Origin of the sequence: Caulifigura coniformis (assembly GCF_007745175.1) — a bacterium.
Lineage (GTDB): Bacteria > Planctomycetota > Planctomycetia > Planctomycetales > Planctomycetaceae > Caulifigura > Caulifigura coniformis.
This window is the reverse complement of record NZ_CP036271.1, coordinates 4,898,274-4,914,261: the sequence shown is the minus strand read 5'-3', so window position 1 is coordinate 4,914,261 and position 15,988 is coordinate 4,898,274. Positions and strand designations below refer to the sequence as shown.

Annotated in this window: 15 protein-coding genes; 12 read left to right on the top strand and 3 right to left on the bottom strand. The window is 63.7% G+C overall.

Annotated elements, in window-relative coordinates:
• Window positions 1-77 precede the first annotated feature (77 nt).
• The 4 genes from Pan44_RS19740 (at window position 78) to Pan44_RS19725 (ending at window position 3,327) form a co-directional block, all read left to right on the top strand.
• Window positions 78-1,286 carry an amidohydrolase family protein gene (locus Pan44_RS19740; protein WP_145032695.1) on the top strand — a complete coding sequence of 403 codons (1,209 nt, stop codon included), beginning with the start codon at window positions 78-80 and terminating at the stop codon, window positions 1,284-1,286.
• A 34-nt stretch (window positions 1,287-1,320) separates the two neighbouring features.
• Window positions 1,321-2,166 carry an NYN domain-containing protein gene (locus Pan44_RS19735; protein ID WP_145032692.1) on the top strand — a complete coding sequence of 282 codons (846 nt, stop codon included), beginning with the start codon at window positions 1,321-1,323 and terminating at the stop codon, window positions 2,164-2,166.
• Complete coding sequence (locus Pan44_RS19730; protein ID WP_145032688.1) at window positions 2,166-2,786, top strand: DUF1294 domain-containing protein; 621 nt, start codon at window positions 2,166-2,168, stop codon at window positions 2,784-2,786. Before Pan44_RS19735 ends, Pan44_RS19730 begins: the two co-directional genes overlap by 1 nt.
• Window positions 2,787-2,856: 70 nt before the next feature.
• On the top strand, window positions 2,857-3,327 hold the full coding sequence (locus tag Pan44_RS19725) for a DinB family protein (protein WP_197453498.1): 471 nt from the start codon (window positions 2,857-2,859) through the stop codon (window positions 3,325-3,327).
• Between the two features lie 63 nt (window positions 3,328-3,390).
• Here Pan44_RS19725 and Pan44_RS19720 read toward each other — a convergent pair whose 3' ends face one another.
• Window positions 3,391-4,077 (bottom strand): LssY C-terminal domain-containing protein, encoded by a 687-nt coding sequence (locus Pan44_RS19720; protein WP_145032682.1) that lies wholly within the window; start codon window positions 4,075-4,077, stop codon window positions 3,391-3,393.
• Window positions 4,078-4,699: 622 nt separating this feature from the next.
• Here Pan44_RS19720 and Pan44_RS19715 point away from each other — a divergent pair.
• The 5 genes from Pan44_RS19715 (at window position 4,700) to Pan44_RS19695 (ending at window position 8,227) form a co-directional block, all read left to right on the top strand.
• Window positions 4,700-4,981: a hypothetical protein gene (locus tag Pan44_RS19715; protein ID WP_145032679.1), complete on the top strand. Its 282-nt coding sequence runs from the start codon at window positions 4,700-4,702 to the stop codon at window positions 4,979-4,981.
• A 26-nt stretch (window positions 4,982-5,007) separates the two neighbouring features.
• Window positions 5,008-5,412 (top strand): SRPBCC family protein, encoded by a 405-nt coding sequence (locus tag Pan44_RS19710; RefSeq protein WP_145032676.1) that lies wholly within the window; start codon window positions 5,008-5,010, stop codon window positions 5,410-5,412.
• Window positions 5,413-5,614: 202 nt separating this feature from the next.
• A complete protein-coding gene (locus Pan44_RS19705; RefSeq protein ID WP_145032673.1) occupies window positions 5,615-6,616 on the top strand; it encodes a DUF1559 domain-containing protein in 1,002 nt (333 codons plus the stop codon).
• Between the two features lie 94 nt (window positions 6,617-6,710).
• Window positions 6,711-7,736, top strand: a complete 1,026-nt coding sequence (locus tag Pan44_RS19700) for an alpha/beta hydrolase family protein (RefSeq protein WP_197453497.1) — start codon at window positions 6,711-6,713, stop codon at window positions 7,734-7,736.
• A gap of 53 nt (window positions 7,737-7,789) precedes the next feature.
• Entirely contained in the window at window positions 7,790-8,227 is a 438-nt protein-coding gene (locus Pan44_RS19695) for a carboxypeptidase-like regulatory domain-containing protein (RefSeq protein WP_145032667.1), read from the top strand.
• A gap of 31 nt (window positions 8,228-8,258) precedes the next feature.
• Here Pan44_RS19695 and Pan44_RS19690 read toward each other — a convergent pair whose 3' ends face one another.
• Both Pan44_RS19690 and Pan44_RS19685 read right to left on the bottom strand, forming a co-directional pair.
• Window positions 8,259-9,863 carry a FecR domain-containing protein gene (locus tag Pan44_RS19690; RefSeq protein WP_197453496.1) on the bottom strand — a complete coding sequence of 535 codons (1,605 nt, stop codon included), beginning with the start codon at window positions 9,861-9,863 and terminating at the stop codon, window positions 8,259-8,261.
• Window positions 9,856-10,437 (bottom strand): sigma-70 family RNA polymerase sigma factor, encoded by a 582-nt coding sequence (locus tag Pan44_RS19685; RefSeq protein ID WP_197453495.1) that lies wholly within the window; start codon window positions 10,435-10,437, stop codon window positions 9,856-9,858. The genes Pan44_RS19690 and Pan44_RS19685 overlap by 8 nt, the downstream gene beginning before the upstream one ends.
• A 314-nt stretch (window positions 10,438-10,751) precedes the next feature.
• On the opposite strand from Pan44_RS19685, the gene Pan44_RS19680 reads away from it, so the two are divergent.
• From Pan44_RS19680 to Pan44_RS19670, 3 genes are all read left to right on the top strand, one after another.
• Complete coding sequence (locus tag Pan44_RS19680) at window positions 10,752-13,202, top strand: PSD1 and planctomycete cytochrome C domain-containing protein (RefSeq protein ID WP_145032658.1); 2,451 nt, start codon at window positions 10,752-10,754, stop codon at window positions 13,200-13,202.
• A gap of 4 nt (window positions 13,203-13,206) precedes the next feature.
• The gene (locus Pan44_RS19675; RefSeq protein WP_145032653.1) at window positions 13,207-14,697 is read left to right on the top strand and encodes a DUF1501 domain-containing protein; all 1,491 of its coding nucleotides are present in this window, start codon (window positions 13,207-13,209) and stop codon (window positions 14,695-14,697) included.
• 264 nt (window positions 14,698-14,961) lie between these two features.
• Entirely contained in the window at window positions 14,962-15,927 is a 966-nt protein-coding gene (locus tag Pan44_RS19670; protein WP_145032649.1) for a hypothetical protein, read from the top strand.
• Window positions 15,928-15,988 lie beyond the last annotated feature (61 nt).

The following is a 15,988-nucleotide window of genomic DNA, read 5'->3' as shown; positions in this document are numbered from 1 at the left end:
TCACGGCCTGTTTGCATTCACCAATCCGATTCACCGGCCTGCGACACCAAGCGACGTCTCACCTCCCCGGAGCCACGATGCGCCAACGCCCGTCCGATCATGTTCCCCGCGCGACTGTGGCCTCATTGCTGGCGATGGCGGTCACGATCACGTCCGGCGCGGTGAGCCTGGCCGATGAGCCTTCGCCGTCCCCGCGACGAATCTTCCTGAACGAGTTTCGGCCAGTCCCGGTCCTCAAGGTCCAGGAGACGCGCCTCGAACGGGCGAAGTTTCCGGTCGTCAGCGTCCATACGCATCTCGGCCCGTTGACTGCCGCGGAGATTGATGAGCAGGTGAAGATCATGGACGCGGCCAACATCGCCCTCCTGGTCAGCCTCGATGGTCGCATGGGCCCGAAGTTCCCTGAGCATTTCCAGATGCTCACCGGCCGCCATGCCGAACGGTTTCTTGTCTTCGTCCGCATGGACCACGTGGGCGACGGACAGCGCGACGATCCGAAGACCTGGGACCTCCACAAGCCCGATTTCGGCGTCCGCCTCGCGGACCGGCTCACCGAGGCCGTCCGACAGGGAGCCGCAGGGGTCAAGCTGACCAAGGAACTCGGGCTCAGCCTGAAGGACGCTGAGGGCCGGTTGATTCGCCCCGACGATCCGCGATTTGATCCCCTCTGGGACCGGGCCGGCGAGTTGGGCGTGCCGATCCTCTGGCACTGTGGAGACCCGGCCGCGTTCTTTCTCCCCTTCGACGAACGCAACGAGCGCTGGGAGCATCTCTACCGCAAGCAGGAATACCGGCTCGATGGTCCCGGCATGCCCTCACTCGCGTCGCTGCTCGAGGCACGCAACCGCGTCTTCGCGCGGCATCCGAAAACGACCTTCATCTGCGCCCACATGGCCGACAGCCCGCAGGATCTCGAGCAGTTGGGAACCTGGCTCGACCAGCATCCCAACATGAACGTCGAAATCTCCGCCCGGCTCGGTGAAATCGGACGCCAGCCCTACACCGCGCGGAAATTCTTTGTGAAGTACGCCGACCGGATCCTCTTCGGAACCGACACCAACGTCGCCCGGCCGGTCGACCTGCAGCCGCACTTCCGGTTCCTCGAAACGTGGGACGAATACTTCCCCTACAGCCCGTCCGCGTTTCCACCACAGGGCTTCTGGAACATCTATGGAATCGGCCTCCCGGACGACGTGCTGCGGAAGGTCTACTCCGAAAACGCCGAGCGGCTCATCCCGGGAGTGAAGGACCGGCTACGGGCCTTCCAGACGCGGCGACAGGACTGACTGATCGGCCACCGGAAATTCAGGAGGCAGGACAATGGCAAAGCTGCAGGCAAACCCCGGAAACGCAGTGGACGACCAGCATCTCAAACTGGCCGTCCTCATTGATGCGGACAACGCGAACGCGGGTGTCATCGACGGGCTCCTCGCAGAGATCGCCGCCTACGGCGAGGCGACCGTGAAACGCATCTACGGCGACTTCACCGCCCCCACGAGCGCCCAGTGGAAGAAGGTTCTGAATCGATATGCGATCAGGCCAGTCCAGCAGTTCGCCTACACCACCGGCAAGAACGCAACCGACAGCATGCTGATCATCGATGCGATGGACCTGCTTTACACGCGGCGGTTCGATGGCTTCTGCCTCGTCTCGAGCGACAGCGATTTCACCGGCCTGGCCCTGAGAATCCGCGAGGAAGGCCTGCTGGTTTTCGGCTTCGGAGAGCAGAAGACTCCCGAAGCGTTCCGGAATGCCTGCCACAAATTCATCACGACCGAGATCCTCAAGTCGGTCGCGCGTCGGAAGCCCAGGACCGACGAAAGCCCCGCCAAACCGAATGGCGCTGATGCCGGAACCAAACCGGCGACAGCCCCTGCGGGAGCACCAGCGAAAGACGACGACTTCCCGACGGCCTTCATGCGCGCCGCCCTCGACCAGGCGGGCGACGACACCGGCTGGGCATCCCTCTCGACGTTCGGAAACTATCTCAACAAGCTGCAGCCCGATTTCGATTCGCGGCTTTATGGATTCAAGAAACTCAGCGATCTCGTGAAGGCGAAACAGGAAATCTTCGAACTGCGATACAGGAAGGCCTCCGGCATGGGGCGGAAAACGATGTACCTCCGCGGAAGAAAAAGTCCGCCCCAAACGACGGAACGAACCTGATGCGACTGCAGGGGACGATTACGGAATGGAAGGACGAACAGGGCTTCGGATTCATCACGCCCAGCGACGGCGGCCCGCGCGTGTTCGTGCATATCAAGTCGTTCGCCAACCGGCATCGGCGTCCGGCGGAAGGCGACATCGTTCATTTCGAAACGACCTCTGACGCTCAGGGCCGCGCTCGCGCGGTGAGCGTTTCGTTCGAAGAGAAAGCCATCTCCAAAGAGGCCGCCGGTCGGCCGAGCCCGGTAGTCTTCCCGGCGTTCTTTCTGGTGATCGTGGGGGCGGCCGTGCTTCTTGGTCGGTTGCCCGTCGCTCTCCTGGTTCTCGACCTGACGGCAAGCCTCGCCGCGTTCGTGGTCTACTACCAGGACAAGCTCGCGGCCCGGCTCGGGCGATGGAGAACTCCCGAGAGCACGCTGCATCTGCTCGCGCTGATCGGGGGCTGGCCGGGAGCGTTGCTGGCCCAGCGGTTGCTGCGTCACAAATCGAGTAAGGTGTCGTTCCTCGTCGTGTTCTGGGGGACGGTCATCCTCAGCTGCGCGGCCCATGCCTGGTGTCTCACCCCCTCCGGCGCAAGCGAACTCAGTAAGTGGCTCGAGACAGTCGGCGCCTCGAAATAAGTGGCCAGCCGCCCACTCGCCAGGCCGCGGCAGTTGCCGTGGTCGAGGTCCCTCTCGACAATCAGCCTCCATGTCCAGAACCGCGCTCATCGAAGCCTATCTCGCTGGCGGTGAAACCCTCCGCGCCGCCGTGGCCGGGCTGCCGCGGGATCAGTGGACCTCGCTCCCTGGGCCAGGCGCGTGGAGTATCCTCGAAGTCGTTTGCCACCTGGCCGATTCCGAGGCCCTGTTTACCGACCGCATGAAGCGGGTTGTTGTCGAAGAACGGCCTCCGCTGATTTATGCCGACGCAGCCGCGTTTGTGGCTGGCCTGGCGTGCCCCGTCCGCGATCTCCCTGAGGAGGTCGAACTGCTGAGCGCCATGCGCCGGCAAATGGCCAGGATTCTTGAGGCCCAACCGGAGTCGGCATGGAGTCGCATCGGAATTCACAGCCGCCAGGGAGAGCAGACGCTCGAGCAACTGCTCCAGAAAGCGATCGTCCATCTCGAGCACCACGTCGGATTCATCCGCCGCAAACGGGAAGCGCTCGTCGTCATGTGAACGTCGCACCGCCGCGGTCGGTGTTGCGTCGACGTCGTCGCCGCCCGCTGCATTCTCGTCCGCCTACTCCCCGTCCGCATTCAGAACCCCGGCCCACAGGTCGCCATCGGTCTTCCACGGGTCCCCCCCGCCGTTCTTCCCGGAGAGCGTCTTGTGGAACCCCGCTTCGATGTACGTCTCGGACAGAGTCTGCGCCGCCTTGAGACTCTCGATCACATGGTCCCGTTCGGTGTCGATGTCTTCAGCGATGTGGTGCGTCACCTGCCCGGTTGTGTGGCTGAAACCGATTCCCTTGTCGTAGCTGGCCGAGCCCACCCACATCGGCCGGCCATCCGGATCGTCAACCGGAGACCTCCAGAACCGCACATGGTGGCGATGCTGCGGATTGCCTCCGACAGGCATCTCGAACGCCAGGTCTTCCTTCCTCCCATAGAGGTACAGCGAACTGACAGGCGCTGTCTGGTACGGACGGTCGAGGACGGTATCGGCTGCGATTCGCGCATCGCTTTCCAGGCCGAGCGGATCAGCCGCCCGCCAGCCGGCCGCGCGCATCGACCGGTCGACATCGTCACGAGCCCCAATGAGCGCCACATTGATCGGGTCGCCCGGAATGCCGGACCCGGTCTGCGTGATTCCGGGAGTGTCATCGAGTGACGGATGGCGGTGGAAATGAAAACTCCACCACTCCGGCAGGAGCAGGTACGCCAGCATCCCCCATAGCGCGAGCGTACAGCCCAGGGCGGTCAGCATCCGCCGCCTGCGCGAACGCCGCGGACGCGCCGGTGTATCGGAACGGGATTCATTCATGACATGCGATTCCGAGGGAGCGCATCACAATCTCATTCGCGTCCGGAGCGCCAGGCGGCGAGCCAACATCATTTCGCCTCCGCAGGCCGAAGCTGCTTCACGAAAAACGCTTCGACCTGCTGGCGCGCCCCGGGGAGTTGAAACCGGCTCCCGTTGGGCCGCGCGCAACGGCAGCCGCCGGAAGCCCCAATCTCGAACAGCCGGCCAGCCACCTCCAGAGTGCCGTCCCCGGAACCGAATCACAACTCCACCCCACCCAACTTCAGAAATGCCAGGCACCGAGCATCGCGCGCATCCCTCCACGTATTGCTGGAGGAACCGATGCACGCCCCATCACTACTCACCACAACTCTTCGATCCGCTCCCGCTCTATGGGGAAAGGGGGCAATCGGGCAGGAAACACGCCCCCATCGAAGCGTCATCCCTGTTCCAGCAGCCACCCGATAGCACACCCGGGCACAATCGATCACAATGGGAAAGATGCGGCGACGGCGCAGAGGGAGAGGCCGGGCCGCCTGTCACACCCAACAGCAGGGATGTTCCAGAATTCCAGAAGAGTGAACCCATGACACGAAAAGCCTCCAGCATCGCAGTGGTCGCCGCCCTCCTCGCAGGGACCTGCAACTCGGCCGACGCCGGCCTCTTCTTTCATCGCCGGGTCGTCTACCGCCCGGTCGTCGTGAGCCCCGTGCTGGTCGCCCCGGTCTACGCCGCCCCGATCCGCCCGGTGCTCTATTCGCCGGCCCCTGTTGTGTATCGGCCCGCCACCACCCTTTACACCCCGGGCTATTACGCTCCGGCCCCGGCCTATTACGTGCCGGCCGCTCCGGTCTACGTCGGCTGGTAACCATTCACCTCCTGACCGCTCCGCCGATGACGGACGTCCTGCACATCAGTGTCACGATCCGTCGCCGGCACGACGAGGTTTATGAGTTCGCTCGGGATGCGCGCAATCTGCCCCGCTGGGCGGCGGGGCTTGCGCAGTCCGAGGTCCGTCCCGATGGCGATGCCTGGCTGGCCGATGCTCCGTTCGGCGCCGTGCGGGTGAAGTTTGCCGAACACAATTCCTTCGGCGTCCTCGATCACGATGTGACCCTGGAATCTGGCGTCACAGTTCACAATCCGATGCGCGTCCTGCGGCGGGGGGACGCCAGCGAATTCGTCTTCACGCTCTTCCGTCAGCCCGGCATGTCTGACGATGACTTCGAGAGAGATCGCGCGGCTGTCGCCGCCGACCTTCAGACGCTCAAGCGTCTCCTCGATCCCTCGACTCCCTGACAGCGGGCCCCGCACAGATTTCAGCCGATTGTTTCGGGCCGGGAGATTCTCAGGTAGGTCTTGCGCCATCCAAACGATGTGTTTGTGCGGGAGCTTGCCGCCGTGGACTCGACTTCAAGTCCGTCCATCGAGGCCAGCGTTGCTCGGGAAACGTTTGAGAGATGTTATCGATCTGATTTCTTCCGGCCCTCAAGGTGTCACAATGCATGCGAGCGCGTCGCGTGGGAGGCGTGGATTTACACTGATTGAGCTCCTGGTGGTCATCGCCATCATCGCGATCCTGATCGCGCTGCTGCTGCCCGCCGTTCAACAGGCCCGCGAAGCGGCCCGTCGAACCCAGTGCAAGAACAACCTCAAACAGGTCGGACTGGCACTGCACAACTATCTCGACACCTTCAGTACGTTCCCCATCGGAACCAATTTCTCCCGCGGGGCCCTCGCCAGCCCCGGATTCGGCGTCACCTGGTGGGTCTCGATTCTCCCGTATCTCGATCTGGGCAATCTCAAGAACCAGATCACCGTCGAAGGCAGCCATCCCGGCAGCCTGTCGAACTCGAACCCCCAGTTCACCGGTTTCGTCGTCAACGGCCCGATCGTGAACGGACTTCCGATCACCGTCATGCTCTGCCCCTCCAGTCCACTGCAGAGCGTTCGCAGCTCAGGTTACGTCCACACGATCACCTGTCCGCAATACACCGGAATCTCGGGTGCGGTCGGCGACACGGCCAATGGATTCGTGAACGCGTCCGGACGGGAATGGGTTGGCTACCAGTCCGGCATCGTGGCTGCCGGAGGAGCGCTCGTCCCGCTGAAGGCGGTCCGCATTGCGGAGATCACTGATGGCACATCGAACGTCATGATGGTTGGCGAGCAGTCGAATTTCGCAAAGACGGCGACCGGCGCCCCGACAACCATCAACAATCACCACGGCTTTCTCTGCGGCATCAACGAAACGGCCTATCCCGTCACCGGCCGGACGTTCAATGTGACAACGATCCGCTACGCGCCGAACTCCGCCAACACCGCGCTGACCGGTGTCCGGAACAACGACGGCGTGAACAATGGCATCTTCTCAGCGCATGTCGGCGGCGTGCAGGTTTTGCTGGGGGATGGCTCGGTTCGCTTTCTGAGCGAGAACCTGGATATGGTCAACGTCCGGCGGTTGGCCACCCGGGATGACGGCGGTGTCCTGGGCGAATTCTGATCGTCCCTGCGGTCGCTCGAACGCCGTCGGAGACGCCCCGTCGCCGATGGCGTTCGCGTCGAAACGGTCCTGCATCCGCTCTCAGAGAGTCATTATGTCAGTCATGCGAACAGGGCCTGGACTGGCCCTGCTGGTCGCGTTCCTTGGCGGACCAGTGTCCGCGGAAGAAACACGCACCGAACTCACTGTGGCGTCAATTCCAAGTACGAGGGACGGCCAGCCGCAGTCGGCCCTTTACTGGGCCCCGTCTGGCGCCAAAGAAAAGCCCACGCCGCTGCTCGTGTTCCTCCACTCGTGGAGCAGCACCTACCAGCAGGACTGCTCACCCTGGTGGAAAGAGGCGAGCACCAGGAACTGGCTCTACCTGCAGCCCGATTTCCGCGGCGCCAACACTCGGCCGCAGGCCTGCGGCTCGCCGCTGGCACGGCAGGATGTGCTGGATGCCATCGACTGGATCAGCGACCAGTACAAGGTCGATCCATCACGCATCTACCTGGCCGGCGCGTCAGGGGGCGGCCACATGGCGATGTTGATGGCCAGCCGTCATCCCGAACGGTTCTCGGGCGTCTCCGCGTGGGTCGGAATCAGCGACCTCGCGGAATGGCATCGCTTTCACACTCGAGGGGGCAAGCCGGGCCGCTATGCGGAAAACGTGGTCGCCTGCTGCGGCGGACTGCCGGGCGACTCGAAGGCCGTGACGGCGGAATACATCGACCGGTCGCCCATTCACTGGCTCCAGAACACCGGCGACCTTCCCCTGGACCTGGCGGCCGGAGTCCATGACGGCAAGACCGGCTCAGTTCCCATCGCCCACACACTGCGAGCCTTCAACATTGTCGCCAAAGTCCGAGGCGCCGACGCCGTCTCCGAGGACGAAATGACCCAGCTTCAGGAACACAGCCGTCTCGAAGTCCCGCGAAAGGAGGACCAGCAGGTCGACCCGACCTACGACCGCGCGCTCCATCTGCGGCGTCACGCCGGCACAGCACGGGTCACGATCTTCGAAGGAGGGCACGAAGGTTTGGCCGCCCCGGGTTGCGCCTGGCTGGAGAAGCAGACGCGAATGACGTCCGCGACCGGCCGCGGGGCAACATTGCAAGAAACGCCGGAGGCCAGGTAGTCCCGGACCTCCGGAATTCTCCATGCAGGGTTTTACACGCGAAGGATGATCGCATGTCTTCAGATCGCTCACGTCGAATGCGGTTGGTTGTCGGACTGGCGATCCTGATCGCAGGGTGCCAGAAGAGCACCCTGCCCGGACCGTCAGGCACTGTCTCCGGCACGGCCACCTACAAGGACCGCCCGATCCCTCAGGGATCAGCGATCGTGCTGGTCCACAAGCAGACAGGCATCATTGCGTCGGGCGTGACCGATGCGGACGGAGAATTCCAGGTCGCCATGCGGGACGCCCCGGATGTGCTCGTCGGCGAATACACGGTCAACGTCGTCCCCCCGGGCGAGATTCCCGATACGGTGAACGTCGTCACGGAAAAGAACGCCCCGGAAGCCTGGAAGCAGGTCCCGAAGGCTTACTGGTCGCAGACGACGAGCCCCGAGAAGTTCACGGTGGCCGAAGGGGCGAACGACTACAAGTTCGTGCTGCACGACTGACCGCCTGACCGCAGTCGGGGAGGCCCCTGGCCTATTCCCCCACCGCCGGCAGGCCGACGATCAGCACCGGGTCGATCGCCGAAACGTCGGTCGCATCGTGCTGCAGCAGCAGACGCGTCACGCGGGCCCCAGGCTGGTAACCCATGGCCGAAAGGTCGATCGCGGTCGCGAGACACTTCGCCCGCATGCACCGCGGGATTCGCGACTTCAACGTCGCCTCCTGAAGTTCCTGCATGGACCGGATCGGCGCCGTCGCGTCATAGACCTGGTAGTCGCACAGTTCGAGAGCCTGCGGACAGGTGAGATCGAGATCGAATGCCGTGATCCTCAGCGGCTCGACGCCCGGCGGGGGCTCCACGGGCGTGATCCATACCGGATCGCCCGACTCGCCGTGGACCAGCAGGTGCAGGTCGAACAGGACGATGTCAGGGCCTGGCCCATTGGTGACGGGCTCGTCGAACGTCACCTCGATTCCCTCGCTGCCGTTCAGTTCGGGAATCACTCCCCGGCGGGCCGGATTCACCACGCCCGTCACGAGGCTCCAGTCGTTCAATAGTTCGAGGCGTTTTTCACCAAGCGGATCACTGGCTCCCAGCAGGACGCACAGCACCGAACTCTTCTCGATGCCGGCGAAATTGGACAGCCGGCTGCGGATCAGGTCGTCGCGACCATAAGTCTCGACTTTTCCCGCGCGCTGCACCGTAACGGTCAGCAGTTCTTCCGCGTGTCCGCCAGGGCCAGTCGTAGCGTCGTAGCGGACGACGCGATCGGGCAGCCGATCGACGAAGTTGACGTCGATCCCCTCAGGAGGCGCTGCGAGCTGCCGCGCATCGTGGTCGACATACGCCGCGTCCCCCTGTTTCAGAAGGCGAGGCTGGGATTCCTTCGTGCCACGCGATTCCAGCGAGGCCGCCCCTTCGACCACTTTCAACGTCGTCTCGCCCCCCATTTCGACATCGACGGCGAAACGGGTCCCGAGATCGACGATCAACGCTGATGGCGTCTCGACCCGGAAACCTTCCGCACCGGGAGGGGCATGCACCGAGCAACGACCGGCACGCAGCAGGAGAGTCTCGGGCCCTGTCGCTGAAAAGATACAGGGAGATTCGAGCACCGCCCGGGCGCCTGATGGAAACGTGACCGCCAGCAGCCCTTGCTTGAGGATCAGTTCCTCGCCATAGGCCAGCGACTGGCCGGGGGCTGGAGAAAAAGCCTGTCCGTAGATGCGGGCGCTGGCCGCCTCATCGATCACGACGGCCTTCGCCTCCGCAGCGGCCACCTCACGTCCGCCATCCGCTGGCCGGGACTTCACGTCGTGGCGACCGCCATTGAACCACATCACCCCAACCGCACCCAGGAGGCCCAGGGCGGCGAGGGACGACACGCTGCGTTTGGGCCATCGGGTCTGCACGGGCGCTGCAGGCAGGGAATGCCCCACGTGAGGCCGGCCCATTTCGAGCAGGTCGATGTGCAGACCCGTCAGTTCGAGATACCGATCGCGCAGCGACACAGATCGCAGCAGCAGACCGTCGAGCCGTTCGTGCTGGGCGGGCGTGATCGACCCGTCGAGGACAGCGGCCAGCAGCCGGTCGAACTCGTCGCGTTCAGCGGAGGTCGGGGAGGGGTGACTATTCATTGACGGACTCGGTCTGGACGCGACGATTGACGCACTCGAGGAGTTTGACGCGGAGGATCCGCATTCGGTTATAGGCAGTCTGAAGCGCCATCCCGCAGGCGCGGGCGGCGACTTCATATTCGGTCCCGTCCCAATAGACGGCCTGGACCAGCTGACGATCACGCTCGGAGACCTGCTCGAGGCAGGCCTTGAGCGCAGCCGTGCGGTTCTTTTCCTCGGACTGCAGTTTTTCGCTGTAACGGTCGGCAATCCCCTGCACGACTTCGTTGCTGAATCGCAGGCGTCCGGCCGCGGCCGTCCTCCGGAAATTCTGGACTTCGAGAAAGGCGATGCCGTTGGCCCACGCCAGGAAACTGCGTGACTGGTCGAATTCGTCGAACTTTTTCCACATGACGAGGCTGGTGCGCTGCACAAGGTCCTCCGCGTCAGCTTCATTCAGCACGAGGGAATAGATGTAGTGCAGCAGCGGACGCCGATTCTCGGCGATCAATTGCTCATAGACTTTCAACCGCGAGACGCCATCAGGCTCCACGTCCTGGGCTTTCGATCGCGGACGAGAGAAGGGAGCGGGCACGGGACATTCCTGCGGTCTTCCGGGCAACGACGAACGCGACACTCAGCGCGCCGTCTCGCCAATCGTCGTGATCCACTGTCACCGGCAAACGCCCGGCCTGCAATCCAGGCCAGGGCTGGCGCTCTCGCAGGAGCTTACGAACCGTTTCGTCGGCCAAGTCCCGAATTTACCGGGTCACTCAAGCATTTCGCAGCGATTTCCGGAACGTCGCCCAAGAACGTCGGACGCTCCGGTAAACTCCCGCGGTCCGGTACGAATTCCGACGGGAGATCAGCACGAACAGGTCCCCGGAGAACGTGGAGTCTTTGTCAGAAATGCCCCGGCTTTCGGCCTTCCTCACCATCGCGTTTCTGGCCACGAGCCACCTCGTGCCGGCCCCGGCCGCTGGCGCGGAGCGCAATGGAAAATGGCCTGTCGACTTTCAGCGAGACATCCGGCCGATCCTGGCCCAGAACTGCTTCACCTGCCACGGCCCGGACGCTGCCAGCCGGGAAGCAGGCCTCCGGCTCGATCGCCGGCCTGATGCCATCGGCAGGCTCGAAAGCGGGCAGGCCGCCATCCATCCCGGTCACGCCGAATCGAGCGAACTGATCCGCAGGCTCGTGGCGGACGATTCCGAGCTCATGCCGCCCCCCGAAACCGGAAGGCGACTCACGCCCGAGCAGATTGATCTCCTGCGACGCTGGGTCGATTCGGGGGCCGAGTACGCGGGACACTGGGCCTACCTGCCGCTCACCCGGCCTGAAACGCCGGCCCTCGCAAACCCGAAGGCGGCCAGGAACGAAATCGACCACTTTGTCCTCGCCGCTCTGGACCGGGAGAACCTCGCCCCGGAGACCGAAGCGGACCGCACCACCCTGATTCGCCGCCTGTCGCTCGACCTCACCGGCCTGCCCCCCACTGCCGCCGATGTCGCTGCGTTTCTCTCCGACAGCCGCAACGATGCCTACGAGCAACTTGTCGAACGGCTTCTGTCGTCACCGCACTTCGGGGAACGCTGGGGGCGGCACTGGCTCGATCTCGCCCGCTATGCCGACAGCGATGGCTACCTCGGAGACGACCTGCGCCCCAATGCGTTCCGGTATCGCGACTGGGTCATCGAGGCGATCAATCGCGACCTGCCCTTCGACCAGTTCACGATCGAGCAGATCGCCGGCGATCTCCTGCCCGATGCCACTCTCGAACAACAGATCGCCACCGGGTTTCATCGGAATTCGATGAAGAACACCGAGGCCGGGGCCGATCGCGAAGAGGACCGCGTCAATCAGGCGGTCGATCGCGTGAGCACCGTCGGGAATGTCTGGCTGGGGCTGACCGTTGGCTGTGCCCAATGCCACACCCACAAGTACGACCCCATCACCCACCACGAGTTTTACGGGCTCTATGCGTTCTTCAATAACGCAGACGACCGGGATGTTTCCATTCCTTCGCCCGATCAGTCGCGGCAGAAGGCGGCCTTGAAACAGTGGACCGTCGAACGCGATCAGGCGGAGGCCGCCGTTCGAAAAGTGGCGCCAGGCCTGTCGAAAAAGGAACTCGATTCCCTGATCAAGCTCCTGTCGAAATCGGCCGCCAGGAGAGACGACGATGAAGAGTCGCGACTGGCTTCGATGCTGGAAGACCTCGATGAAGCGCAGCGCCTGTCGCTGTCGGAGTTTGAAGCGATCGCCGCCCGTAAGCCGATTGTCCAGGAATTCAAGGCCTCGACGATCGCTGTCGCCGCCAAGGCCCGCGAAACCCATGTCCACATGCGGGGCGACTTCCGAAGCCCCGGGGACATCGTCACACCCGGGACGCCGCAGTTCCTCAATCCGCTGAAGACGCGCGGCGATGCCCCCGACCGGCTCGACCTCGCCCGCTGGATCGTCGACGACTCAAACCCGCTGACGGCCCGCGTGGCGGTCAACCATGTCTGGAAGCACCTCTTTGGTCGCGGCCTCGTTCACCCGTCCGACAACTTCGGAATCTCGGGAGAGCCGCCAAGCCATCCGGAACTGCTCGACTGGCTGGCATCGGAGTTTCGCCGGCTCGGCTGGAGCCGTAAGGAGCTGATCCGGCTGATCGTCACTTCAGCAACGTATCGTCAACGCTCCACGAGTCGCCCGGAGGTCGAGGCGCGGGATCCCCTCAATGTCTGGCTGGCGAGGCAGTCGCGACTTCGGGTCGAGGCGGAAATCGTCCGCGACCTGGCGCTCAGCGTCAGTGGTCTGCTCGAACCGAAAGTGGGTGGGCCCAGCATCCGGCCCGCGCTGCACGCCCGCGTGACCGCCATCAGCCGTAATCGCGAATGGGAAGTCAGCGGCGGTTCCGACAGATACCGGCGGGGGATGTACGTCCTCCTCCGGCGCGCGACCCCCTACCCCATGCTCACCCAGTTTGACGCCCCAGACACCACCGCCTCATGCAGTGTGCGCGAGCGATCGAATTCTCCCCTCCAGGCGCTCACCCTCCTCAACGATCCCGTGTTCCTCGAATGCGCCCGGCACTTTGGCGAACGGCTGACCCGCGAAGAAAGCAGCGACGCACGCGTCTGGATTGCGGCCGCGTTTCAGCAGGCTCTCTCTCGCGCGCCGGAACATCGAGAGCTCGACCGCCTCGTGGAGCTGCATCGCGAGCATTCCGAACTCATCTCGCGATTGCCTGCGGCCGAACTCGCAACGCTGATCGCCCGGGCGCTGCCGGAAACTGAAGCCCGGGAACTGGCTACGCGCATCCTCATGGCGCGAACGCTCATGAACCTCGATGAATTCATTACGCGGGAATGACGGCATGAGCTCTCCATTCGACGCACTCCGTCCCGCACGTCGCCAGTTCCTCCAGCACTGCCTCGGAGGAGCAGGAACGTTCGCGCTGGCCCAGCTGCTCGAAGCGCAGGGGTTCTCCTCACAGGCCGTCGCCGAGGCCAACGATGCCTCCGATCCATTGGGGGTGCGCACGCCACATTTCGCACCGCGCGCGAAGAGTTGCATCTATATCTATCTGGAGGGCGGGCCCAGCCAGATGGATCTGTTCGATCCCAAGCCGACTCTGAACCGGCTCGATGGGGAGCCACTCCCGGACAGCCTCGCCGAGAAGATGCAGTTTGCATTTCTGCAGAAGGAGACGGCGCGGATCATGGGCTCGCCGCGCCCCTTCCAGAAGTACGGCGATTGCGGGATGGATCTGTCCGACCTGCTCCCCAATCTGGCGACGTGTGTCGACGACATCGCTTTCATCCGGTCGATGCACACCGATCAGTTCAATCATGTGCCGGCCCAGTTGCTCATGAACTGCGGCTCGGCGCTGGCAGGTCATCCGAGCGTCGGGTCCTGGCTCAGTTATGGATTGGGGAGCGAGTCGCAGAACCTCCCCGCGTTTGTCTCCCTCGTGATGACGGGACGGGGCGTGCCGGGAGGTTCGGCCAGCTGGTCGAGCGGATTCCTTCCCTCCACCTATTCAGGGGTCATGTTCGGCAACGCCCCCGGCGAAACCGTCCTGAATCTCGACAACCCGCCCGGCGTGAACTCCGCGCTCCAGCGTTCCTCGATCAATGCGGTGAACGACCTGAACCGCATGCGCCTCGCCGAAGCGGGAGACGGGGAAATCGCGAGCCGGATCAACGCCTACGAGCTCGCGTTCCGCATGCAGACGGCCGCTCCCGAACTGGTCGACCTTTCGGGAGAGACGCGCGAGACGCTCGACATGTACGGCGTCGACCGGAAGGAGCCCCCGATCCAGTCCAACCGAGGTGGCATCGGCCTGTACCGGACTTTTTCCCGGCAGTGCCTGCTCGCCCGGCGATTGATCGAGCGGGGCGTGCGGGTCGTCAACATCATCCATTCCTCGTGGGACCACCACAGCAACCTCGACCCAGAGCTGCGCCACAACTCCGGTATGGTCGATCAGCCGATCGCCGCGCTGCTGAAGGATCTCAAGGCCCGCGGCCTGCTCGACGAAACACTCGTCGTCTGGGGCTCGGAGTTCGGACGGACGCCACTCGGTGAAAACCGCCCCGGTTTCAAGAAGGTGACCGGCCGCGATCATCATCCCAACGCGTTTACGGTCTGGCTGGCCGGCGGAGGCGTGCGCGGCGGGCAGATCATCGGGGCTTCGGACGAACTGGGCTGGAACGTCGCGGAGGATCCGATCCACGTGCACGACCTGCACGCCACCATGCTGCACCTGTTCGGCCTCGACCACACCCGTCTGACCTACCGGTTCCGCGGCCGCGAGTTCCGGCTGACCGACGTCCGCGGGGAACTGGTGACGAAGCTGCTCTGACTGCAGGAGAAGAACGCGTCAGGCAAAGTTCTGCTTTCGCCTGTTGCAGTTCGGAGTCGTGAACGCCCTGAAAGGGCCGCATTCCGACGGGCATCACTCCGAATCGTCAGCTTCTCGACAGTTCAAGCGTCCCTCCCGCCACGTTTCGTGGAAATTCGTGGGGCGGCACGCGCAGAACCGGGCCCCTTCGTGCGAATCCTCTTCTGTGGGGTTCAATACTCGATGGGACCTGTGCGACATCGGTCGCCTTTCGGAGTTGCTGTCATGCTCGTCAAAACACCGGCCAGGCTGATTCCGTTCAACAATGGAAACTTCGGGCCCAGTGGCTCGCATCTCTACTACGTCAAGGACGGCGACAACTGGGGAAGCGTCGCCACACGCGACGGCTGGGCCAATGCGAAGGATTTCGTGGAGTTCAATTTCCAGACCCGCGACCCGGAAGAGGTCAACTGGTACCTCCAGAATTTCGTCGGCTGCACTGTGTCGAAGGACGGAAAGAACTACTCCTTCAGCAGCAGCGACGCAGTGCGGATGACCGACGGCTCCTCGCAGCGGGGGCACATCTTCACGAAGAACGACATCGTGACCGGGCCGCCTGTTCCGCTCGACGACAATGACGTCGCTCGGGAATCGGTCCTCAAGGTCCTGGGGGAAACCGGCACGCTCAGCCGGATCCGCTTCGAGATGTTCACCTTCCATATCGACGGCCCGAGTTACGGACGAATGAAGAAATATGTGGAGAAGCGTTCCATCCGCGTGCGACACAACAGCTCGCTGGCGGCGGACGGTCGATACGACTGGGAATCGGACACGCTCAACCTGGGATTCACGACGGCGGCGACGGTCGATCGGCGGTCGCTCATCGTGCACGAGCTGACGCACGCCATCATGGACGAGCGGGCGGCGAGTTGGCTGACCAGGAAACGGTCGGAGGCGATCGCATTCGCGGCCCAGTGCATTTATGCGAGCGAACTCGGCTACACGCTCTACAACGCGATTCCGGGAATCCCGGCGACGGGCGACGATCGGAAGTTTGAAGTGGGAGAAAAGATCGCGGCAGCCGTGGCGCGGGGAACCCACAAGGTCCCCACGAGCCTCGAAAACGAAATGATTGAAGCGCTGAAGGGCGATTCGCACTACGGCCACTACAGCGGAAACACTTTCTACAACGGCATCATCGAGCGCGAGGACCCAGACTGGGGCGGCCCGGTCATCCCGTCGCAGATCTGAGTGGAACGATCCCGGGCTCTCCAGACGCGACAGGCCAAGATGTCCTGGGGAGCCGTGAGAC